This window comes from Blastococcus atacamensis (assembly GCF_002938425.1).
Lineage (GTDB): Bacteria > Actinomycetota > Actinomycetes > Mycobacteriales > Geodermatophilaceae > Blastococcus > Blastococcus atacamensis.
In genome coordinates this window covers 20,605-42,857 of record NZ_POQU01000022.1, presented here as the reverse complement: position 1 = coordinate 42,857, position 22,253 = coordinate 20,605, and the positions used below count along the sequence as shown (strand labels likewise).

Sequence of the window (22,253 nt, the reverse complement as noted above, 5' to 3'; positions counted from 1 at the left end):
GGCGCGCACCGCCAGGCCGAGGGCCAGCAGCAGCGCCGTGCCGGCGCCCACCAGCAGCGGCGCCCGCACGCCCGCCCGCCCCCCGGCGACCATCGCGACCGCCGCGACGACCAGCACCAGCACGGCGCGGAGGGCGTCGGACGTGGCGATCGCGAGCGCCGTGGACGGGGCTGCCGCGACCACCAGCCCCGGCCCCCACGTGGGCCACGACGCGTAGCGCACCAGCCCTCGCCCCGCGGCCAGCAGCAGGCCCGCCGCCGCGGGCAGGGTGTAGGCCTCCACCGCGCCCAGGCCGGCCAGCGCGGCGGTGATCCAGCCGGCGACCACCAACTGGAGCGCACCCACCCGCCAGGCGGCCGTCGCGTCCACGTCGTCGTCCGGTGCGGCGCCGGCACGACCGGCGGTCCACCAGGCCCAGACCACGGTGGCGACGCCCTGGACGGCGAGGTGCGTGGCCACGAGCCCGTGGTCCCCCCGCGCCGCGGCCAGGACGAGGGCGACGGCGGCGACCCCGGCAGCCGCTGTGGCGGTGGCGCGGCGGGAGTCGCGGTCGAGGCGGGCGGTGGTCACGAGCGCGAGCGCGTAGAGCGCGGTGAGCAGGCCGGCGACGGCGGCGGGGGAGGCCCAGCCGTCCGGCAGGCCGAGCAGCGCCGCTCCCGCCAGGCAGCCGACGGCGGTGGGTGCCGCCACCGGCCGGTCGTCGCGGCGCAGCACGGCGACCCACACGGTCGGGACGGCGGTGAGGAGCAGCAGCAGCGCGATCTCCGACCAGTGGCGCCCGTCGACCAGCCGGGCGACGGAGAGCACGGCGCCCAGCACCCCGCCGGTCAGCGCGACCGGGAGCAGCAGCCCTCGGCGCCAGCCGGAGAGCTCGGCGGCAGCCGTGGCAGCGACCAGGACCCCGACGAAGCCGGCCACCGCGACGGCGACCGGCCCGCCGGCCGAGCACGCCCCGGTGACGGCGACCGCGGGAACGGCGCCGGCGGCGACCGGCACCAGGCGCGGTGGGCCCAGCAGCACGTCGAGCGGGCGGCGCAGCCGGGCCAGCAGCAGTCCGGCGGCCGCCGCCGTCACGAAGCCCGCGGCGAGCCACCGCTCCAGCCCGGGTGCCGTCCACGCCTCGCGCGAGACGCCGACGACGCCCGCCGCCCACCACGGGGCGGTGGTGGCCATCGTCAGGCGGGCCACCAGCGGGCGGGCCCACAGGGCGATGCCGAGCCCGACCAGGGAGACCCCGAGGAAGAACTCCGGGCGCAGGCCCTCCGGCAGCGCGTCCAGCGATCGCAGGACGGCGACCTGGCCCGCCGCCCACGCGGCGAGGGGCCAGGCGGCGGGGGAGGAGGAGATCCGCTGGAGGGCGACGAAGGCGCCGGCGAGGACCACCGGGAGCAGCGGATCGCCGGTGACGGGGGAGCCGCCGACGTCGCTCCCAGCCAGCCCGAGGCCGGCGGCGGTGGCGGCGAAGGTCTCCGCGGAACTCCGCAGCCCGGCCCGATCGGCCCGCACCGAGACGGCGGCGGCGACGGCGGCGAGCGCGAGCACGACGGTGCGCACCAGCGGGCCCCCGAAGGCCGACGCCAGGGTCGCGCCGGCGCTGACCAGCAGGACCGCGCCCACGACCAGGAGCACCTGCGGGGGCCGGGTCCGGTAGGGGAACGGGGGGACCGTGACGGGCTGACCCATGACCACCCCCTCCCGTGCGCCTGCGACGTCCCACCGTAGGGCGGGTCACCGGCAGGCGCCGCCCGCGGATGCCGCCGATGTCACCCCGGGAGCGTTCGTGATATCGGGTCCGGAGCGCCTACCCTGGGATCGGTGATCACGACGACCGGTCTGGAGCTGCGCGCCGGGGCCCGCATCCTCATCAGCGAGGCCACGCTCCGCGTCCAGCCCGGCGACCGGATCGGGCTCGTGGGCCGCAACGGCGCCGGCAAGACCACGACCCTGACCACGCTGGCCGGTGAGCGGCTGCCGCACGCAGGCAAGGTCGAGGTGTCCGGCGAGATCGGCTACCTCCCGCAGGACCCGCGCAGCGGCGACCTCGACATCACCGCCAGCGACCGCGTCCTGTCCGGCCGCGGTCTCGACGAGCTGCGCAACCAGATGGTCAAGGCCCAGATCGCCATGGCCGAGCCCGCCGACGACGCCGAGCGGGACAAGGCGGTGCGCCGGTACGGCCGGATCGAGGACCAGTTCGCCGCCCTCGGCGGGTACGCCGCGGAGAGCGACGCCGCCCGCATCTGCACCAACCTGGGCCTGCCCGACCGCGTGCTCGCCCAGCCGCTGCGCACGCTCTCCGGTGGCCAGCGCCGCCGCGTCGAGCTGGCCCGCATCCTCTTCTCCGACGCCGAGACCCTGCTGCTCGACGAGCCGACCAACCACCTCGACGGCGACTCGATCACCTGGCTCAAGGGGTTCCTCTCCAGCCACCGCGGCGGGCTCATCGTCATCAGCCACGACGTCGAGCTGCTCGACGCCGTGGTGAACAAGGTCTGGCACCTCGACGCCAACCGGGCCACGGTCGACGTCTACAACCTCGGCTGGAAGTCCTACCTGGCCCAGCGGGAGACCGACGAGCGCCGCCGCAAGCAGGAGCGGGCGAACACCGAGCGGAAGATCGACACGCTCACCGCCCAGGCCGACAAGATGCGCGCCAAGGCCACCAAGGCCAAGGCCGCCAAGAGCATGGACAAGCGGGCTGAGCGGCTGGCCTCTGGCCTGGCCGAGGTGCGGGTCCAGGACAAGGTCGCCAAGCTGCGGTTCCCCACGCCGGTGGCCTGCGGCAAGACGCCGCTCACCGCCGAGGGGCTGAGCAAGAGCTACGGCTCGCTGGAGATCTTCACCGACGTCGACCTCGCCGTGGACCGGGGCGCACGCGTCGTCGTCCTCGGCCTCAACGGCGCCGGGAAGACGACGCTGCTGCGGATGCTGGCCGGCACCGAGCGGCCCGACACCGGCGAGGTGAAGGCCGGCCACGGCCTGCGCGTCGGCTACTACGCCCAGGAGCACGAGACCCTGGACATGGACCGCTCTCTGCTGGAGAACATGCGCTCGGCCGCGCCGGACAGCACCGACACCGAGCTGCGCCGGATCCTGGGCGCCTTCCTCTTCTCCGGCGAGACGGTCGACCAGCGCACCGGCACCCTCTCCGGCGGTGAGCGCACCCGCCTGGCGATGGCCACGCTGGTGATCTCCGGGGCGAACGTGCTGCTGCTCGACGAGCCGACCAACAACCTCGACCCGGCCAGCCGCGAGCAGGTGCTCGAGGCGCTGCGCACCTACGCGGGCGCGATCGTCCTGGTCACCCACGACGAGGGGGCCGTCCGCGCGCTCGACCCGGACAAGGTCATCCTGCTGCCCGACGGCACCGAGGACGCCTGGAGCGAGGAGCTCGCCGACCTCGTCGAGCTGGCCTGAGGTCTTCGTGATCCGTCGGCCTCCGGCCGACACCGCGGCCAGGTGCCGTCCCTGCTGGCGCTGATCCGCTGCACGTGTACCGGTCGGGAGGCCTCCGGCCCCCGCGACCGATCCGCACCCGTTTCACCTGGCCGACCCCAGGTGACTGGGTGATCATGGGGTCGCGGGAGCCGTGGTCACCCGGACGGCGGCACCAGGGCGACAGCACTGACCGGCGCGCCGCGCGGGCCGGTGGCTGACACGGAGGGGAGCCATGGCCGACTCGAGCACTGCGGACCTCGGCAAGGGCAAGCGCGTCACCGGTGGCGACCGGTCGACGCTCGCCGACGACCTGCGCAAGCGGTACGACGAGGGCGAGAGCATCCGCTCGCTGGCCGAGTCCACCAAGCGGTCCTACGGCTTCGTGCACCGTCTCCTGTCGGAGTCCGGGGCATCGCTGCGCAGCCGCGGTGGGGCCAACCGGAACAGCAAGAAGAGTGAGTGAGCTCGCGAACGAACCAGGAGACGGAGCACCGGGTACTTCCCCGGGGTCCACGAGTTCCCTCTCCGGATCCGGCTGGGTGCGGACGCGCCGCGACGGCGCCGTCCTCACCGTCACCCTGGATCGCCCTGACCGGCTGAACGCCCAGACCCCGGCCACCTGGTCCGCACTGGCCGAGATCGGCGCCTCCCTCGACGACGACGTCCGCGTGGTCGTGCTCACGGGGGAGGGCCGCTCCTTCTCGGCCGGCCTGGACCGCAGCATGTTCGACCCCGCGTCGTCCACCGGTGGTGGATTCGGCGAGCTGGTCGGCATGCCGGTGGAGGACGCCCAGGAGCGGATCCGCGCCTACCAGGCCGGCTTCCGCTGGCTGCGGTCGCCGGGGATCGTCTCGGTCGCCGCGGTGCAGGGCCACGCCATCGGAGCGGGGGCGCAGCTGGCGCTCGCCTGCGACCTGCGGGTGTTCGCCGACGACGCGCAGCTGCGGCTGCCGGAGGTGACGCTGGGGCTGGTGCCCGATCTGACCGGCACCAGCACCCTGGTGGAGCTGGTCGGCTACTCCCGCGCGCTGGAGATGTGTCTGACCGGACGCGCCGTGGGTGCCGCCGAGGCGCAGGCGATCGGCCTGGCCTCGCTGGTGGTCCCCGACGCCGAGCTGGAGGCCGCCGTCGCCGATCTGGTGCAGGCGCTGCTCGCCCCACCGGTCGCGGCCAGCCGCGCCACCGCCGCACTGGTGCGCTCCGCCGTCCGTAACGACTTCCCCACCCAGGACGCCGCCGAGCGCGCCGCCCAGGTGCGGCGGCTGCACGATCTCGTCAGGGGTCGCTGAGAGGCTCTCCCGGAACAAGGGCGGTCGCGGCCCGGTTGCAGGAGCCGCCGGCACGTGACCGGCCGGATGAGGGAGGTGCGGTGGACGCGAGCTCATCCATGACCTCCATGGCGGCCATGCGGTCGTTCCGGCGTGATCCGTCGGTGACGTCGCGGCAGCTGCCCAAGGGCACGGTGCGGCGGATCCTCGGCATCGCCCGGCCCTACCGTCGCGAGCTGACCTTCTTCCTGCTGCTGGTGGTCGGGTCCTCGGTCATCGGGGTCATCACCCCGCTGCTGGCCGGCGACATCATCAACCGGATCGCCGGGCTCGAGGGGTCTGCCGGCGACATCGTCCGGATCGCGTTGGTCATCGGTGGCCTGGCCGTGGTCGACGCGGCGATCTCCCTCGGCACGCGCTGGTTCTCCGCGCGCATCGGGGAAGGAGTCATCTACGACCTGCGCAGCAAGGTCTTCGCGCACGTGCAGCGCATGCCGGTCGCCTTCTTCACCCGCACGCAGACCGGCGCGCTGGTCAGCCGGCTGAACAACGACGTCGTCGGCGCGCAGCAGGCGTTCACCTCGACGCTGTCCGGCGTCGTCTCCAACGTGATCGGGCTGGTGCTCACCGCGGGCGTGATGCTCACGCTGTCCTGGCAGATCACCCTGCTGTCGCTGGTGCTCGTCCCGCTGTTCGTCCTGCCCGCGCGCCGTATCGGCCGTCGGCTGCAGGAGATCACCCGGGAGTCCTACGAGCTCAACGCCTCGATGAACGCGACGATGACCGAGCGGTTCAACGTGGCCGGCGCGCTGCTGGTGAAGCTGTTCGGCCGGCCCGCGGTCGAGGCGGAGTCCTTCCGCGGCCGTGCGGCCCGGGTCCGCGACATCGGCGTCCTGTCGGCCATGTACGGCCGCACCTTCTTCACCGCCCTCACGCTGGTCGCGGCGCTGGCCACCGCGCTGGTCTACGGCCTGGGCGGTTACCTCGCCTTCTCCGGCTCGCTGAGCCCCGGGGACGTCGTCGCCCTCGCGCTGCTGCTGTCCCGGCTCTACGGACCGCTGACCGCGCTGGCCAACGTCCGCGTCGACGTGATGAGCGCGATGGTCAGCTTCGACCGCGTCTTCGAGGTGCTGGACCTGCCGCCGATGATCCGTGAGGTCCCCGACGCGGTCCCGGTGCCGGCCGACGACCGGTCGATCGAGTTCGACTCGGTGTCCTTCAGCTATCCGGCGGGGTCGGACGTCTCGTTGCCGTCACTGGAAGAAGTGTCGTTGCCCGAGCACGGCGGCCCGGTGGACGTCCTGCACGACGTGTCCTTCCGGGTGACACCGGGGCAGCTGGTCGCCCTGGTGGGGCACTCCGGGGCCGGCAAGTCGACGATCGCCCACCTGGTGCCGCGGCTGTACGACGCGACCGGTGGCACGGTCCGGGTGGGCGGGCTCGACGTCCGCGAGGCGACGCTCGCCTCCCTGCGCGACGCGATCGGCGTCGTCAGCCAGGACGCCCACCTCTTCCACGACACGATGCGCGCCAATCTGCTGTACGCCCGGCCCGATGCCACCGACGAGCAGGTGTGGGAGGCGCTGATCGGGGCGCGGATCGCCGACCTGGTGCGCTCTCTGCCCGAAGGACTGGACACCGTGGTCGGCGACCGCGGGTACCGGCTCTCCGGTGGCGAGAAGCAGCGGCTGGCCATCGCGCGGGTGCTGCTCAAGGCGCCGGGCATCGTCATCCTCGACGAGGCCACCGCCCACCTCGACAGCGAGTCCGAGGCGGCCGTGCAGCACGCGCTGGACACCGCCCTGGCCGGGCGCACCTCGCTGGTGATCGCACACCGGCTCTCCACCATCCGCAGCGCCGACCAGATCCTGGTGATCGACGACGGGCGGATCGTCGAGTCGGGCACCCACGACGAGCTGCTCGCCGCCGACGGGCGCTACGCCGACCTCTACCGCACCCAGTTCGCCGAGGAGGATCGCGGACGCGCCGTCGTCGCCTGACCCCGCCGGTCGGTGCCGCTGCGCGCACGACCGGGCACGGTGCGTCGCAGGCGCTCGGAGAGGCGCGACGTGGGCGGATCGCGCCGGGTGCGACACCGGCGAGCGTCGAACGGTCGTTCCCCGCAGAGCACTACCGTCACACCTGTCCCAGGCGGCCGCAGCCGGGACGCGGAACCGGGCTGGCGCGGTTCCGAAGGAAGATCGCACCGTCGGGAGTGACCGACGAACGCCAGCGAGGAGGAGACGTGACCGCAGCCCACCCGCAGGACGCCCTGATCCGCGCGCTCTACGCGGACTTCGTCGACGGCTGGAACCGGCGCAGCGGCGCGGCGGTCGCGGCCGGGTTCGCCGACGACGGCGACATCATCGGTTTCGACGGCAGCCACCACCGGGGCCGACTGTCCATCGCCGCGGACCTGCGGCAGGTGTTCGCCAGCCACGAGACGCCCGCCTACGTCGCGGTGGTCCGCTCGGTGCGCCCGGTCGCCGACGGCGTGGCGGTGCTGATCGCGCACGCGGGGATGATCCCGCCGGGCGCGAGCGACCTGGACCCCCGGTTCAACGCCGTGCACACCCTGGTCGCCGTCGACGAGGGCCGGGGGCGCTGGCGCATCTCGCTGTTCCAGACCACGCCGGCATCCTGGCGCCAGCACCCCGAGGCCCGCGAGGCGCTCACCGCGGAGCTGCGGGGACTGCTCATCCCGCAGTGAGCCCGGTGGTCAGTCGACGAGGGCGTCGACGACCACCAGGTCGGCCTGTTCCACGCGCGCGGTCCCGCCGACGCGGCTGACGTCGGCGACGAAGCCGCCGGCCACGTTGAGGGCGACCTCCATGGCGTCGGTTGGCCCGACGGCGCGGACGTCGTAGGGGGCGGTGAGCGGGACGCCGTCGATCCGCAGCGACCCGGGCGAGCCGGTGATCGCACTGGACACGATGACCCGCACACCGTCGACCTGGATGGCCTCGGCACCGGCTCCGCGCAGCTCCTGGACGGCGTCGAGCAGGACCGAGACGGGCACCGCGCCGTCGCGGTCCTGGATGGTGACGCGCAGACCCGGACCACGGGCGGGCAGCGTGCCGTTGAGGATGCCGATGGCCTCGGCGCGCGACTGCGCCTCCTCGACGGCGGTGTCGGACTTCTGCTGGCCGGTGCTGAGGTCCTCGATGGTCTGCCGGGTCTCGTTGATCTGGCTGCGCAGGACCTCCTCGCGGGCGTTCAGCTCGTCGAGGATGAGGACCAGGTCCTCCTCTCGCGTGGCACCCACCTGGGCGTCGGGCTCTGCGGTGTTGCGGATCTGCACGGTGAGCGCGAAGCCGAGGACGACGGCCAGCAGCGAGCTGGCCGCGATCGAGGCCGGCCGGCTCCAGGGGCGCCGAGGGGCTGAAGCTGAACCCGAGGTGGAGACTTCGGTGGGAGGACCGGACTGGTCAGGGGCGTCCGCGGGCTCCTCGACCGGGTCCGGCCCGGCGGGGGCTTCGGCCTCGGGCGCGGCCGCCTCCACGGGCGGGACCGGCGCGCCCCCGCCTTCCGCGGGGGTGGGGACCCCCGTCCCGTCAGTCGCCGGCTCGTCGTCCATCGCCGTCCACAGTAGGTGCTCCGACCGGAGCGCGGACGGTGTGACGCGGCGCGGACGAAGCCCGCTGGGCGCTGGCCGCCGCCATACTCGCGGGATGCGCCAGCCCCCAACGGTCGCCTCGGCCGGGCCGATCGTCGTCGGGATCCTTGCCGGCGCCGCCCACCTGCTCGTGGGCTACTTCTACCTGGTCAGCGGGCTCGTGGTGCCCGGGCCGGTGCTGATCGTTCTGTGGCTCGTCTGGCTCGCCATGGCCGCGTTCCTGGCCCGCTGGATGCTGCGCGGGTCGTGGTGGACGCCGGTGGTTCCGGTCGCGGCGGCGGCGCTGCTGGTGGCCGTGCTCGTGGTGGGGGACCGGCTGTTGGGCTGGCAGGCGTGAGTCAGCCGGCCGCGGCGTCGTAGCGGTCGAGCAGGACGGCGGCGATCCGCTCGTCGGGCAGCAGGGGAGCGGTGACGACGTCGGCGCCCGCGCCGGCGAGCTTGTCGTGGAAGTGCCCGGGCGCGAGCAGGTAGGAGGCGATGACGACCCGCCGGGCGCCGGCGGCGCGCGCCGCGGCGACCGCGTCGGGCACGGGTGGCCGCGCGGCCGAGCCGTAGCCGGTGGTGACCGGGCCGGTCCAGCTCTCCTGCAGCAGTGCGGCGGTGTTCTCCACGTCGGCCACCGACCGCGGGTCGCTGGAGCCGGCCGCGGCCAGGACGACGGCGGTGCCCCCGTCGTGCGGATCGGCGCCTGCCTCGCGCAGGCGGTCGAGCAGCACCGCGGCCAGGCGCGGGTCGGGGCCCAGCGGCCGGGCGGCCACCGTGCCCGGAGCGGCGGCCACGGCCCCGGCGATGTCGACGTGTACGTGGTACCCGCCGCTCAGCAGCAGCGGGACGACGACCGCGGGCCGGCCCTGCCCCGACAGCTCGGCGACGACGTCGACGACGGTGGGTGGCTGGACGTCGACGAACGCGGCGGTGGTGACCAGGCCGGGACGGAGGCGACGTGCGGCCAGGGCGAGCTCGGCGATGAGCCGGCGGCCGGTCGGGTTGCGGGTCCCGTGCGCGCAGGCGACGAGGACCTGGCCCGCTCGCAGGGGCCCGCCGCCAGCGTGCGAGCGGAGGGGGGTGAGGGGGTCCTTCATGGGGTGCGCAGCCGGCCGCCGTCGACGGCGACCATGGTGCCACTGACGTAGGACGCGGCGGGGGAGAGCAGGAACGCCGCGACCCGGCCGAACTCCGCAGGCTCTCCGATGCGGCCCAGGGGGATCTCCGCCTCGGTGCGGGCCCGGGCGGCCGCCGGGTCGCCCGACGCGGCCTCGATCTCGGCGATGCGGTCGGTGGCGATGGTGCCGGGCATCAGCCCGACGACGCGGATGCCGCGCGGCCCCAGCTCGTCGGCCAGGCCCTTCGCGGTCATGGCCAGTCCGGGTCGGAGGCCGTTGGAGATGGCCAGCCCGTCGAGCGGCTGGCGCACCGAGGTGGAGAGGACCAGGCCGATGGCCGCGCCCTCGTCCAGGTGCGGGACGAGTGCCTTGACCAGCCGGAGCGGGCCGAACAGCACGCTCTCGACGCCGGACCGCCAGTCCTCCTCGGCGGTGCCCAGGACGGTGCCCGGGGCGGGGCCGCCGACGCTGATCAGCGCACCGTCCAGGCGACCCAGCCGCCGGCGGGCCTCCTCGACCAGCCGGTCGGCCGCGCCGGCGTCGGCGAGGTCGGCGGCCAGCCCGAAGGCCGACGGCGCCCCGCCGAGCTCCTCGACCGCCCGCGTGACACCGTCGGGAGACCGGGAGCTGACCAGCACGTGGGCCCCCTCATCGACGAGGGCCCGGGCGGTCGCGAATCCCAGCCCCCGGCTCGCGCCGGTGAGCAGGAATCCACGACCACCCAGGCCCAGGTCCATCAGCGGGTCCCGGCGGTCAGGCGGCCGTGCCGCGGAGCGAGCGCAGGACGTACTGCATGATCCCGCCGTTGCGGTAGTAGTTCGCCTCACCGGGGGTGTCGATGCGGACGCGGGCGTCGAACTCGACGTCCCCGGCCTTCACCTTGACCGTGCGCGGCACGGAGCCGTCGTTCAGCGCGGTGATCCCGGTGATCGTGAACTCCTCGTCACCGGTCAGGCCGAGCGACTCGCGGTCCTGGCCCTCGGGGAACTGCAGCGGCAGGACGCCCATGCCGATGAGGTTGGAGCGGTGGATCCGCTCGTAGCTCTCGGCGATGACGGCCTTGACGCCCAGCAGCGCAGTGCCCTTGGCGGCCCAGTCGCGCGACGAGCCCGAGCCGTACTCCTTGCCGGCCAGCACGACCAGCGGGATGCCGGCGTCGATGTAGGCGCGCGAGGCGTCGTAGATCGTCGTCGTCTCGCCGGTCAGGTGGTTCTTGGTGACGCCACCCTCGGTGCCGGGCACCAGCTGGTTGCGCAGCCGGATGTTGGCGAAGGTGCCGCGGATCATGACCTCGTGGTTCCCGCGGCGCGAGCCGTAGGAGTTGAAGTCACGACGGTCCACACCGTGCTCGCGCAGGTACTGACCCGCCGGGCTGTCGGCCTTGATCGAACCGGCCGGCGAGATGTGGTCGGTGGTCACCGAGTCGCCGAGCACCGCGAGGGTGCGGGCGCCGGTGATGTCCTCGACCGGGGCCGGCTCGGCCGGCATGCCCTCGAAGTACGGAGGACGCCGCACGTAGGTGCTGTCCTCGGCCCACTCGAAGGTGTCGCCGGTGGGCGTGGGCAGGTTCTGCCACTGCTCCGTGCCGGCGAACACGTCCTCGTAGCTGCGGCCGAACTGCTCGGCGGAGACGGCGTGGTCGATGACCCGCTGGACCTCCTGAGGGGAGGGCCAGATGTCGCGCAGGAAGACGTCGTTGCCGTCGGTGTCCTGACCCAGCGGGTCGTTGTTCAGGTCGACGTCCATGGAGCCGGCGAGCGCGTAGGCGATGACCAGCGGCGGGGAGGCCAGGTAGTTCATCTTGACGTCGGGGTTGATCCGGCCCTCGAAGTTGCGGTTTCCCGACAGCACCGAGACGACGGCGAGGTCGGCCTCGTTCACCGCGTTGGACACCGGCTCGGGAAGCGGCCCGGAGTTGCCGATGCAGGTGGTGCAGCCGTAGCCGACCAGGTAGAAGCCCAGCTTCTCCAGGTACGGGGTGAGCTCGGCCTTCTCGTAGTAGTCCATGACGACCTTGGACCCGGGAGCCAGCGTCGTCTTGACCCACGGCTTGGTGGCCAGGCCGCGCTCGACGGCGTTCTTGGCCAGCAGGGCCGCACCGATCATCACCTGCGGGTTCGAGGTGTTGGTGCAGGAGGTGATGGCCGCGATGACCACGTGGCCGTGGTCGACCTCGGTCTCGGTGCCGTCCTCCATCACCACGCGGGTCGGCTTGGAGGGCCGCTCGGAGACGGTGCCCGTCTCGGCGTGGTGCGGCTTGCCCGCCTCGCCGTTGCCGTGGCCACCGCCCGGGGTCGGGGTGGCGGGGTCGGACGCGGGGAAGGACTCCGCCGAGGCCTCGTCCTGGGCGGACTCGACACCGTACGGCTGCTCCTGCTGCGGGACGCCGGGCTTGCGGTCCTCGCCACCGGTCTCGTCGGCCTGCACGTAGTCGGCGAGCGCCACGCGGAAGGACGCCTTGGCGTCGGTGATCGCGACCCGGTCCTGCGGGCGCTTCGGGCCGGCGATCGACGGGACGACGCTGCCGAGGTCGAGCTCCAGGTACTCGGAGAACGCCGGCTCGCGTGACGGGTCGTGCCAGAGGCCCTGCTCCTTGGCGTAGGCCTCGACCAGCGCCACCTGCTCGGCCGAGCGGCCGGTGAGCTGCAGGTAGGTGATGGTCTCCTCGTCGATGGGGAACATCGCCGCGGTGGAGCCGAACTCCGGGCTCATGTTGCCGATCGTGGCGCGGTTGGCCAGGGGCACCGCCGAGACGCCCTCGCCGTAGAACTCGACGAACTTCCCGACGACGCCGTGCTGGCGCAGCATCTCGGTGATGGTGAGGACCAGGTCGGTCGCGGTGGCGCCGTCAGGGAGCTGGCCGAAGAGCTTGAAGCCGACGACGCGGGGGATCAGCATGGAGACCGGCTGGCCGAGCATCGCGGCCTCGGCCTCGATGCCGCCGACGCCCCAGCCCAGCACGCCCAGGCCGTTGACCATGGTGGTGTGGCTGTCGGTGCCCACGCAGGTGTCGGGGTAGGCGACCACACGGTCACCCTCCTGCCGCGGGAAGATCACGCGGGCCAGGTGCTCGATGTTGACCTGGTGGACGATGCCGGTGCCCGGGGGGACGACCTTGAAGTCGCTGAAGGCGCCCTGGCCCCAGCGGAGGAACTGGTAGCGCTCGCCGTTGCGCTCGTACTCGATCTCGACGTTGCGCTGGAACGAGTCCTCGGTGCCGAAGATGTCGGCGATCACCGAGTGGTCGATGACCAGCTCGGCCGGGGCGAGCGGGTTGATCTTCTGCGGGTCGCCGCCGAGCTCGGCCATGGCCTCGCGCATCGTGGCGAGGTCGACGATGCAGGGCACGCCGGTGAAGTCCTGCATGACCACGCGGGCCGGGGTGAACTGGATCTCCTGGTCGGGCTCGGCCGACGGGTCCCAGTTGGCGATCGCCCGGATGTGGTCGGCGGTGATGTCGGCGCCGTCCTCGGTGCGCAGCAGGTTCTCGAGGAGGACCTTGAGGCTGAAGGGCAGCTTCTCGGAGCCCTCCACCGCGTCGAGCCGGTAGATGTCGTAGTCGGTTCCGTCGACGGAGAGCGTCGATCGTGCTCCGAAGCTGTCCTTGCTGGCTGCCACTCTTCTGCGCCTACCCCTCGCTGGTTCGTCGCGGCTGGTTCGTCGCGCTCGTGTCCACCCCCGATCATCCCAGTTCAGCGACGGGCATGACTGGTCAGGCGACCCTTCCCTCACCCGGTGACCTGTGTCACGTCCGGTGAAACGCGCTGGGCGGTGCCGAACCGGCGGCCCGGGACCGTCACATCCGTCCACGACGGCTCTCCTGTCACTCGTGCGGCGGAATCGACGGCGTGCCGCCGTGAGGCGGCCCACAGCGGCTCCGGGCGCCGATACCGTCCCGCGCCATGACCGCGGTCGAGCTCCCGGGACCCGTCGTGGCCCCGGCGGCCCCCGTCGTCGACGCGACGGCTGCGCCGGCCGCGCGCCGGGGCCGACGCGTCCTGGCGCTGACCGCCGTCCTCTGGGCCGGGCTGGCCGTCGCTTTCGCGGCGACCTGCGCGGTCCACGGCCTGCCCACCGACCGAGTGGTGCTGCTCGGCTGGGTGATCGCCGGCCTCGGCGCGCACGCCGCCACCCAGGGGCCGCGCCGCCTGGGCCGGCTGCTGCTGGACTGGCTGCCGCTGGTCGCGGTGCTGCTGGCCTACGACGCCAGCCGTGGGCTGGCCGACGGCCTCGGCATGCCGGTGCACGTCGAGGAGCTCGCGGACGCCGACCGCTGGCTCGGCGGGGGACTGCTGCCCACCGTCTGGCTCCAGGAGCACGTGCAGGCCGACTGGTGGAGGGCCGCGGCGACGCTGGTCTACAGCAGCCACTTCGTCGTCACACCGCTGGTGCTCGGGGTGCTGTGGGTGCGCAACCGCCGACGCTGGGCCCGCTGCGCCCGCCTCGTCGTGGGCCTCTCCGTCGCGGGGCTGGCCACCTACGTGCTCTACCCGGCGGCGCCGCCCTGGCTGGCCGCCCGCGAGGACGTCATCGAGCCCGTCGACCGGATCAGCGGATCGGGCTGGGAGGTCCTCGGGCTGCCGCGGGCCGGCGTCCTGCTCGACGCCGGGCAGGGGCAGGTCAACCTGGTGGCGGCCGTGCCGTCGCTGCACACCGCGTTCGCCGTGCTCATGTGCGCGGTGCTCCTGCCGGTGGCCCGCCGCACGTGGCAGCGGGTCGCACTGATCGCCTACGCCGTCCTCATGCCGGTGGTCCTCGTGTGGGGCGGCGAGCACTACGTCGTCGACACGCTGCTGGGTGCGGCCTACGCGATCGGCATCTTCCTGGCGATGCCGTCGATGGAGCGGGCCGGCCGTGCCGCTCTGCGGCGGGTCGGTCGCGCTGCCGACGGGAACCCGACCGGCGCCGGATGACCTGAGGTGCGCGGTGTGGCAGCCGGGCACGCGGGAGACCGCGTACCTCGCTGCCGCACGGCGCACCTCGTCGGAGCGCCGAACGCCTGGCATCCGCCCTACCGTGGCGGGCGTGACCGGCGTCCCCGAATCCCTGCCCGACTGGCTGACCGCCGCCTCGCGGATCACCGTGCTCACCGGCGCGGGCATCTCGACCGACAGCGGCATCCCCGACTACCGCGGTCCGAAGGGCGTCTGGACCCGTGACCCCGACGCCGAGAAGCTCGTCACCCTCTCGTACTACCTGGCCGATCCGGACATCCGGCGCCGGTCCTGGCTGATGCGCCGGGACCTGCAGGTCGCCGATCCGCAGCCGAACGCCGGCCACGCCGCCCTGGTCGACCTCGAGCGGCAGGGCCGGCTGCGGGCGCTGGTCACGCAGAACATCGATGGGCTGCACCAGGCGGCCGGGTCCGACCCGGACCGGGTGCTGGAGATCCACGGCACCGTCAACGAGGTCCGCTGCACCTCTTGCGGGGACCGGACGCCGATGAGCGCCGCGCTGGACCGGGTCGAGGCGGGCGAGCCGGACCCGGCCTGCCGGGTCTGCGGCGGCATCCTCAAGTCGGCGACCATCTACTTCGGCGAGATGCTGGAGGAGCGGGTCGTCGAGGCGGCGGTCGCCGCGGCCACCGACTGCGACGTGTTCCTCACCGTGGGCACCTCGTTGACGGTCCACCCCGCGGCCGGCCTGGTCGACCTGGCGGTCGGCTCGGGCGCCCGCGTCGTCGTCGTCAACGCCGAGCCCACCCCGTACGACGACGTCGCCGACCTGGTCGTGGACGAGCCGATCGGGACCGCGCTGCCGCGGCTCATCGCCCTCGCCTGAGGCGCTTCCTGGCTCACCGTCCGGGGTCCTGGCTCACTGCCGACCGTGAGCCAGGACCCCTGGTGATCAGGTCGCCTGATCATCGACACCGACCGGCTCGTCGGCGGTCGCGTCGGCGGATAGCGTGACGACGACCACCTCGACGGCCGGATCGTGCCGGCCCCGAAACACCGGGAGCCGGCATGCGCGTGCCCCTCACCACCCGCGATTTCCTGGACCGTGCCGAGCTGGTCTACGGCGACCGCGTCGGCGTCGTCGACGAGCTCACGCAGCCTGCCCCGACCCTCGGCGAGGTCTCCTACCGGGAGATGGCCCGGCGTGGCCGCGCGCTGCAGGCCGGTCTCGACGAGCTCGGCATCGCCGAGGGGGAGCGGGTGGCGATCGTCAGCCACAACTCCGCCCGGCTCCTCGAGCTGCTGTTGTCGGTGCCGTCCTCGGGCCGGGTGGCCGTGCCGATCAACTTCCGGCTGCAGCCCGAGGAGGTCGAGTACATCGTCGGGCACTCCGGCGCCCGGGTGCTGCTGGTCGACCCCGAGCTGGAGACCTCGCTCAAGGCCGTGCGGGCCGAGCACCGGTTCGGGACGGGTGAGGAGTACGAGCAGCTGCTGCGGTTCGACACCGAGCCGCGACCCTGGAGCGAGCCGGACGAGGACGCCACGGCGACGATCAACTACACCAGCGGCACCACCGCGCGGCCCAAGGGCGTGCAGATGACCCACCGCAACATCTGGGTCGACGCGGTGACGTTCGGGATGCACATGCAGATCAGCGATCGCGACGTCTACATGCACACCCTGCCGATGTTCCACGTCAACGGCTGGGGCCTGCCCTACGCGATGGCCGGGGTGGGCGCCCGGCAGGTGGTGATCCGCAAGATCGACGGCGCCGAGATCCTGCGCCGCGTCGAGCAGCACGGCGTCACGATGATGGCCGGCGCGCCCGCGGTCTGGAACGCCGTCCTGGACGCCGCGGTCGACTGGGACGGCGAGATCCCCGGCCGCGACCGCGTGCGAGTGGTCGTCGCCGGCGCCCCGCCGCCCTCGCGCACCATCGCCCGCATCGAGGCCGAACTGGGCTGGGAGTTCAACCAGATCTACGGCCTCACCGAGACCGCTCCGCTGCTCACCATCAACCGGGGGCGCGAGGAGTACGACGGGATGGACGCCGAGGAGCGGGCCAAGCGGCTGTCCCGGGCCGGCGTCCCGACGCTGGGCACCCGCCTGTCGGTGAGCGAGACCGGCGAGGTGCTGGCCCGCAGCAACACGGTGCTCGCCGGCTACTGGGCGAACCCGGACGCCTCGGCCGAGGCCCTCGAGGACGACTGGTTCCACACCGGCGACGGCGGCACGATCGACGACGCCGGATACCTCACGATCTCCGACCGCAAGAAGGACGTGATCATCACCGGCGGCGAGAACGTCTCCTCGATCGAGGTCGAGGACGTCGTCTTCAGCCACCCGGCCGTCGCCGAGGTCGCGGTCATCGGCATCCCCGACGAGAAGTGGGGCGAGCTGGTGACCGCGGTCGTCGTCCTCGCCGAGGGGGAGCAGGCCACCGAAGCCGAGATCATCGCGCACTGCAGAGCGCGGCTGGCCGGCTACAAGGCGCCGAAGAAGGTCGAGTTCCGCGACGAGCTGGCCCGCACCGCCACCGGGAAGATCCAGAAGTTCAAGCTCCGGCAGGACTTCTGGTCCGGCGCGGAGCGCCAGGTCAACTGAGGCCCCGTCCCGGGGCCCGCCGCGAGCCTGCGAGGGGTGGGGAGGACGGGGTCCTTCCAGCTTTCCCCCACGCCTCGCACGCTCGGCGCGGGCCCCTCGAGCGTGGCCGTTCCATCCCGTCACCTGGCGCGGGCCCCCGAAGGGTGTCCGCTCCGGCACCTCACCCGTGAGTGGCGTCTCCCCCCTCGGGGGGAGGCGGCGCTGCAACCCCTCTCCTCTCCACCCTTTCTGGTCGATCCCGGACTGGTGCGCCCCGACGGGTGCACGACACCAGTCGAGACCGGCGCCCCTCCCGGGTGGCGCCGGGCAACGGAGGAGTCGGGTTCGTGGGCGAGCAGGACGAGGCACGGTTCGGTACGGAGCGCAGGGAGGCCCGCTGGGCGGCCCGCGTGGTCGGGATCGGCGTCGCCGGAGCCCTCTGCCTGGGCGCCGCCCCGGGGATCGCCGCCGCGGCACCCCGGAACCCCAGTGACTCCCAGCTCTCCGCGGCGCAGCAGGCGCGGGCGGATGCTGCCGCCCGCGTCGGCGAGATCACCGCACAGCTGGCCTCGGCCCGGGCCGGCGCGGACGCCGCGCACCAGGCCGCGCTGGTCGCCCTGCAGGACTACGAGGACAAGCAGGCCGCGTACGAGACGGCGAAGGCGGCCGCCGAGGCCGCCGCCGCGGCGGCCGCTCAGGCGGAGGCCGACCTGCTGGAGGGCCGGGACGACGTCGCCGCCTTCGCGCGGGCCAGCTACATGCGCGGAACCACCGCCCCCGGCATGACCGCGATGCTCAGCGCGGGCGGCCCGGCCGACCTCGTGGAGCGCGCCGCGCTGCTCGACGCCGCCGGCACCCACCGGGTCGACGTCCTCGCTCAGCTGACCGTGCTCGAGGTGCAGGCCGAGGACGCCGAGGAGGTGGCTTCCCGCACGCTCGGCGAAGCCGACCAGCTGCAGGCGCAGGCCGCGGACCTGCTCGCCGGTGCCCAGGCGCAGGAGATCGCGGCCCGTGCGCAGGCCGACGCGATCGACGCCCAGGAGGACGCTCTGCAGGGCGAGCTCCAGCAGGCGCAGCAGGTGGTCAGCGGGCTGGAGGGCGCACGAGCCGCCGCGCAGCAGGAAGCGGCGCGGCAGACCAGTGCCCAGCAGGAGGCGGCGCGGCAGGCCGCGACGGCCCGCCCGTCCACACCGGCTCCGGCGCCGGCACCGGCCCCGGCTCCCGCGCCGTCGCGTCCCCGTCCCCTCCCGGGCGGTGGCCAGGCCGGGCCTCCGTCGGTCTCGGCCGCGCAGACCGCCATCGCGGCCGCCCGCACGCAGCTCGGCGTCGCCTACTCGTGGGGCGGTGGGGGAACCAACGGCCCGAGCTACGGCATCGCCCCCGACACGGAGGTGTTCGGCTTCGACTGCTCCGGGCTCACCCAGTACGCCTACGCCCGCGCCGGCATCGCCATCGGCGGGACCAGCCGGGACCAGTGGTGGCTCAACCGCAACCAGCAGGTGGCCGTCGGCGCCCTGCAGCCGGGGGACCTGCTGTTCTGGGGCAGCGACCGGTACGACTACATGTCGATCACCCACGTGGCGATCTACATCGGCGACGGCCAGATGATCGAGGCCCCGGACCGCGGGAAGCACGTGACCATCTCGTCCGCGCGGACGTCGAGCTCGACGTACTTCGGCGCGGTACGGCCCTCGGCCTGACGAAGCCCGGTCCTCGGAGCGGAACCGGGACGGGCCGGCGATGAGGCGTCGGGCAGCCACGGGGGGAGCTGCCCGACGCACCCGAGAGGCTAGCAGTTCCGGCCGCCCCGGGGCAGGGGAAGGATGTTCGCTGTGGACGGAAAGGGCGTCGGCGCCGGTGCCCGCGACGACTCGTCCAACGCGGCGAGTGGCTCCCGTCCGAAGGTGTAGGACACTGGACGAGGGGCCGGGACGACACCGCCCTGTCGACGGCCTTCCCGGATCCGGGCGGCCGCGGCCCGGGACGACCAGGGAGCCCCGTGAGCGAGTCCGCGCGCGAGCCGATCAGCACCGCACCGTCGGGAACGTCGATGACCTCCGTCCCCGCCGGGATCCTCGCGTGACCGCCGCCGGCACCCCGGTCGGCCACGCCTCGGCCCCCGTGCCGCCGTCGGCCGACGCGGCGCGGCTGGAGCGGGTCCTCTTCGAGATCAAGCGCGTCATCGTCGGCCAGGACCGGCTCGTCGAGCGGATGCTCGTCGCGCTCCTCGCCCGCGGCCACGTGCTCCTCGAGGGCGTGCCGGGCGTGGCCAAGACCCTTGCGGTGGAGACCCTCGCCACGGTCGTGGGTGGGAAGTTCGCCCGGCTGCAGTTCACCCCGGATCTGGTGCCCGCCGACATCATCGGCACCCGCATCTACAAGTCCGGGCAGGACGCCTTCGACACCGAGCTCGGTCCGGTCTTCGCCAACTTCCTGCTCACCGACGAGATCAACCGCGCCCCGGCCAAGGTGCAGTCGGCGCTGCTGGAGGTCATGGCCGAGCGGCAGGTCTCCATCGGCGGGATCACCTATCCGCTGCCCGACCCGTTCCTGGTGCTCGCCACCCAGAACCCGATCGAGTCCGAGGGCGTCTACCCGCTCCCCGAGGCGCAGCGCGACCGTTTCCTCATGAAGGTGCTCGTCGACTACCCGACCGCCGAGGAGGAGCGCGAGATCATCTACCGAATGGGCTCCGAGCCGCCGGTGGCCGAGACCGTGCTGGCGCCCGACGAGTTGCGCCGGCTGCAGAGGACCGCCTCGCAGGTCTTCGTGCACCACGCGCTGGTCGACTACGTCGTCCGCCTCGTGGTGGCCACGCGCTCGCCGCGCGAGCACGGCATGGACGACGTCGCGAACTGGGTCTCCTACGGCGCCAGCCCCCGTGCCTCCCTCGGCCTGATCGCCGCCGCCCGCGCTCTCGCACTGGTCCGGGGACGCGACTACGTACTGCCGCAGGACGTGCTCGACGTGACCGCCGACGTGCTGCGCCACCGGCTGGTCCTCTCCTACGACGCGCTGGCCGACGGCGTGCCGGCGGACCACATCGTGAAGCGGATCGTGCAGACGGTCCCGCTGCCGCAGGTCGCGCCGCGCCAGCAGGCCACCGGCGGCGGCCCCGGTGGTCCCTCGGTGCCGGCGCCGTTCTACGGCCCGCCGCAGGGGATGCCCAACGGCGCCCCGTCGTGGCCCGGCGCCCAGCAGCCTGCTCACCAGCAGCCCGGTCCGCACCACCCCGGTGGGTACGGCCCCGGTGCTCAGGGCAACGGCGCCCCCGGTGGATCCACCGCCTCGGGCGCGCACGGCAACGGCAACGGCGCCTCACCCGGATCGCAGCCGGCGTGATCGGTCGCCGTCGCCGGGAGGGGACGCTCCCGGACGCACCCGAGCATCCCGGGCTGCTCCTGCACCCCGCGACGCCCGGTTCGGCCGCCGCGACCAGCGGCAGCGACGGCGCTCCGCCCCGGTTCACCGACGGCCCGGCCGACGTCCTGCTCCGCCGCCTCGAGCTCACCGTCCGGCGGCGGTTGGACGGGCTGCTGCAGGGCGACCACCTGGGGCTCGTCCCCGGATCGGGCAGCGAGGCCGGCGACTCCCGCACATACCACCCGGGCGACGACGTCCGGCGGATGGACTGGCCGGTCACCGCCCGCACCCAGGTGCCGCACGTCCGCGAGACCATCGCCGACCGCGAGCTGGAGACCTGGGCCGTCGTGGACCTGTCCGCCAGCCTGGACTTCGGCACGGCCAACTGCCAGAAGCGGGATCTGGCGATCGCCGGGCTCGCCGCCGTCGGGCACCTCACCGTGCACGGCGGCAACCGGCTCGGCGCCGTCGTCACCACCGGTGAGCGGGTCGACCGCTACCCGGCCCAGCCCGGCCGGCTGAACGCCGAGCGGCTGCTGCGCTCGGTGGTGGCCACGCCGCGGGCAGCCGGCGGCCGGCGCGGCGACCTGGCCCAGGCGCTGGAGGCGCTTCGGCGTCCGGAGCGCCGGCGAGGACTGGTCGTGGTGATCTCGGACTTCCTCGGCGACAGCGACTGGGAACGGCCGCTGCGCGGACTGGGTACCCGGCACGAACTGCTCGCCGTCGAGGTGGTCGACCCGCGGGAGCTGGAACTGCCCGACGTCGGCCTGCTCACCGTCGTCGACCCCGAGACCGGGCAGACCCTCGAGGTGCCCACGGGCGACGCCGAGTTCCGTGCCCGCTACGCCGAGGGCGCCGCCGCCCAGCGCGAGCGGGTCGCCGCCGCGCTGCGCCGCGCCGGTGCCGGGCACCTGCAGCTGCGGACCGACCGCGACTGGCTCATGGACGTCGTCCGATTCGTCGCCGAGCGCCGGCGTGCCGGCAACGGAGGGGCCTCCCGATGACCTTCCAGTCCCCGTGGTGGCTGCTGGCGCTGCTGGTGGTTGCCGCCCTCGTGGGCGTGTACGTGCTGCTGCAGCTGCGCCGGAAGGCGTACGCGGCGCGCTTCACCAACGTCGCGCTGCTCGGCACCCTGGTGCCCAAGCGGCCGGGTTGGAAGCGGCACCTGGCCTTCGGCATCGTCGCGGCCGGCCTGGCGACGCTGGTCGTGTCGCTCGCGGTGCCCAGCACCGAGGTGCGGGTGCCCCGGGAGAAGGCGACCGTGGTCATGGCCGTCGACGTCTCGCTCTCCATGCAGGCACAAGACGTCGAGCCGACCCGCTTCGAGGTCATGCAGCGCGCGGCCACGGACTTCGTCGACGTGCTGCCCGAGCGGATCAACCTCGGTCTGGTGTCCTTCGCGGGCACGGCGACGACGGTGGTGCCGCCGACCACCGACCGCGGGCAGGTGGCGCTCGCCATCGAGAACCTGGACCTGGCCGAGGCGACGGCGATCGGCGAGGCGATCTTCACCTCCCTCGCGGCGATCGAGAACTTCCAGGCGTCGCTGGAGGGCTCGGGGGAGGAGCTGCCCCCGTCGCGGATCGTGCTGCTCTCGGACGGCTCGAACACCGTGGGCCGGGACAACGCCCAGGCCATCGACGCCGCTCGCGCCGCCGGGGTGCCGGTCTCCACGATCGCGTTCGGCACCGACTACGGCACCCTCGACATCGACGGGGAGAACGTCCCCGTGCCGGTCGACCGGACGGCGCTGGAGGAGATCGCCGACCAGACGGGCGGCAGCTTCAGCGAGGCGGCCAGTGCCAGCGAGCTGGAGCAGGTCTACAGCGACCTGGGCAGCCAGATCGGCTACACGACCGAGCCGCAGGACATCAGCCCGTGGTTCGTGCGGGCCGGCGTCCTCGTGGTGCTGATCGGCGCCGTCCTCAGCCTTCTCTGGACCAACCGCCTCGTCTGACGGACTTTCGGTACCGAAAGTCCCGGGGGC

18 protein-coding genes are annotated in these 22,253 nt (G+C 73.7%); 13 read left to right on the top strand and 5 right to left on the bottom strand.

Annotated features, from left to right (window positions below):
* On the bottom strand, nt 1-1,683 hold a 1,683-nt coding region (locus C5508_RS07885; RefSeq protein ID WP_157944026.1), incomplete at its 3' end, for an SCO7613 C-terminal domain-containing membrane protein.
* A gap of 132 nt (nt 1,684-1,815) precedes the next feature.
* Here C5508_RS07885 and C5508_RS07880 point away from each other — a divergent pair.
* From C5508_RS07880 to C5508_RS07860, 5 genes are all read left to right on the top strand, one after another.
* Entirely contained in the window at nt 1,816-3,417 is a 1,602-nt protein-coding gene (locus tag C5508_RS07880) for an ABC-F family ATP-binding cassette domain-containing protein (protein WP_104524390.1), read from the top strand.
* Nucleotides 3,418-3,670: 253 nt separating this feature from the next.
* The gene (locus C5508_RS07875) at nt 3,671-3,901 is read left to right on the top strand and encodes a helix-turn-helix domain-containing protein (RefSeq protein WP_104524389.1); all 231 of its coding nucleotides are present in this window, start codon (nt 3,671-3,673) and stop codon (nt 3,899-3,901) included.
* A 76-nt stretch (nt 3,902-3,977) separates the two neighbouring features.
* Nucleotides 3,978-4,727 (top strand): enoyl-CoA hydratase/isomerase family protein, encoded by a 750-nt coding sequence (locus tag C5508_RS07870; RefSeq protein WP_104524388.1) that lies wholly within the window; start codon nt 3,978-3,980, stop codon nt 4,725-4,727.
* 80 nt (nt 4,728-4,807) lie between these two features.
* Nucleotides 4,808-6,706, top strand: a complete 1,899-nt coding sequence (locus C5508_RS07865; protein WP_232796996.1) for an ABC transporter ATP-binding protein — start codon at nt 4,808-4,810, stop codon at nt 6,704-6,706.
* Nucleotides 6,707-6,951: 245 nt separating this feature from the next.
* On the top strand, nt 6,952-7,416 hold the full coding sequence (locus C5508_RS07860) for an SgcJ/EcaC family oxidoreductase (protein WP_104524386.1): 465 nt from the start codon (nt 6,952-6,954) through the stop codon (nt 7,414-7,416).
* 9 nt (nt 7,417-7,425) lie between these two features.
* On the opposite strand, the gene C5508_RS07855 is transcribed toward C5508_RS07860, so the two are convergent.
* A complete protein-coding gene (locus C5508_RS07855; RefSeq protein WP_104524385.1) occupies nt 7,426-8,283 on the bottom strand; it encodes a DUF881 domain-containing protein in 858 nt (285 codons plus the stop codon).
* Nucleotides 8,284-8,377: 94 nt separating this feature from the next.
* On the opposite strand from C5508_RS07855, the gene C5508_RS07850 reads away from it, so the two are divergent.
* On the top strand, nt 8,378-8,659 hold the full coding sequence (locus C5508_RS07850) for a hypothetical protein (RefSeq protein WP_104524384.1): 282 nt from the start codon (nt 8,378-8,380) through the stop codon (nt 8,657-8,659).
* A 1-nt stretch (nt 8,660) separates the two neighbouring features.
* Here C5508_RS07850 and C5508_RS07845 read toward each other — a convergent pair whose 3' ends face one another.
* From C5508_RS07845 to C5508_RS07835, 3 genes are read right to left on the bottom strand one after another with little or no spacing between them, the layout of a single operon-like run.
* Nucleotides 8,661-9,404 carry a sirohydrochlorin chelatase gene (locus C5508_RS07845; RefSeq protein WP_104524383.1) on the bottom strand — a complete coding sequence of 248 codons (744 nt, stop codon included), beginning with the start codon at nt 9,402-9,404 and terminating at the stop codon, nt 8,661-8,663.
* Complete coding sequence (locus C5508_RS07840; RefSeq protein ID WP_104524382.1) at nt 9,401-10,162, bottom strand: SDR family oxidoreductase; 762 nt, start codon at nt 10,160-10,162, stop codon at nt 9,401-9,403. Before C5508_RS07840 ends, C5508_RS07845 begins: the two co-directional genes overlap by 4 nt.
* Before the next feature lie 16 nt (nt 10,163-10,178).
* Complete coding sequence (locus C5508_RS07835; protein ID WP_104524381.1) at nt 10,179-13,043, bottom strand: aconitate hydratase; 2,865 nt, start codon at nt 13,041-13,043, stop codon at nt 10,179-10,181.
* A 284-nt stretch (nt 13,044-13,327) separates the two neighbouring features.
* Here C5508_RS07835 and C5508_RS07830 point away from each other — a divergent pair, with 284 nt between their 5' ends.
* From C5508_RS07830 to C5508_RS07800, 7 genes are all read left to right on the top strand, one after another.
* Nucleotides 13,328-14,338: a phosphatase PAP2 family protein gene (locus C5508_RS07830; RefSeq protein WP_104524380.1), complete on the top strand. Its 1,011-nt coding sequence runs from the start codon at nt 13,328-13,330 to the stop codon at nt 14,336-14,338.
* Between the two features lie 112 nt (nt 14,339-14,450).
* Nucleotides 14,451-15,206, top strand: coding sequence for an SIR2 family NAD-dependent protein deacylase (locus C5508_RS07825; protein ID WP_104524396.1), 756 nt, complete (start codon nt 14,451-14,453; stop codon nt 15,204-15,206).
* A 182-nt stretch (nt 15,207-15,388) separates the two neighbouring features.
* The gene (locus tag C5508_RS07820; protein WP_104524379.1) at nt 15,389-16,924 is read left to right on the top strand and encodes an AMP-binding protein; all 1,536 of its coding nucleotides are present in this window, start codon (nt 15,389-15,391) and stop codon (nt 16,922-16,924) included.
* Nucleotides 16,925-17,250: 326 nt separating this feature from the next.
* The gene (locus C5508_RS07815; protein WP_232796995.1) at nt 17,251-18,603 is read left to right on the top strand and encodes a C40 family peptidase; all 1,353 of its coding nucleotides are present in this window, start codon (nt 17,251-17,253) and stop codon (nt 18,601-18,603) included.
* Between the two features lie 379 nt (nt 18,604-18,982).
* Nucleotides 18,983-20,245, top strand: coding sequence for an AAA family ATPase (locus C5508_RS07810; RefSeq protein WP_104524378.1), 1,263 nt, complete (start codon nt 18,983-18,985; stop codon nt 20,243-20,245).
* Nucleotides 20,242-21,270, top strand: coding sequence for a DUF58 domain-containing protein (locus C5508_RS07805; RefSeq protein ID WP_104524377.1), 1,029 nt, complete (start codon nt 20,242-20,244; stop codon nt 21,268-21,270). The genes C5508_RS07810 and C5508_RS07805 overlap by 4 nt, the downstream gene beginning before the upstream one ends.
* Nucleotides 21,267-22,223: a VWA domain-containing protein gene (locus tag C5508_RS07800; protein ID WP_104524376.1), complete on the top strand. Its 957-nt coding sequence runs from the start codon at nt 21,267-21,269 to the stop codon at nt 22,221-22,223. Before C5508_RS07805 ends, C5508_RS07800 begins: the two co-directional genes overlap by 4 nt.
* Nucleotides 22,224-22,253 lie beyond the last annotated feature (30 nt).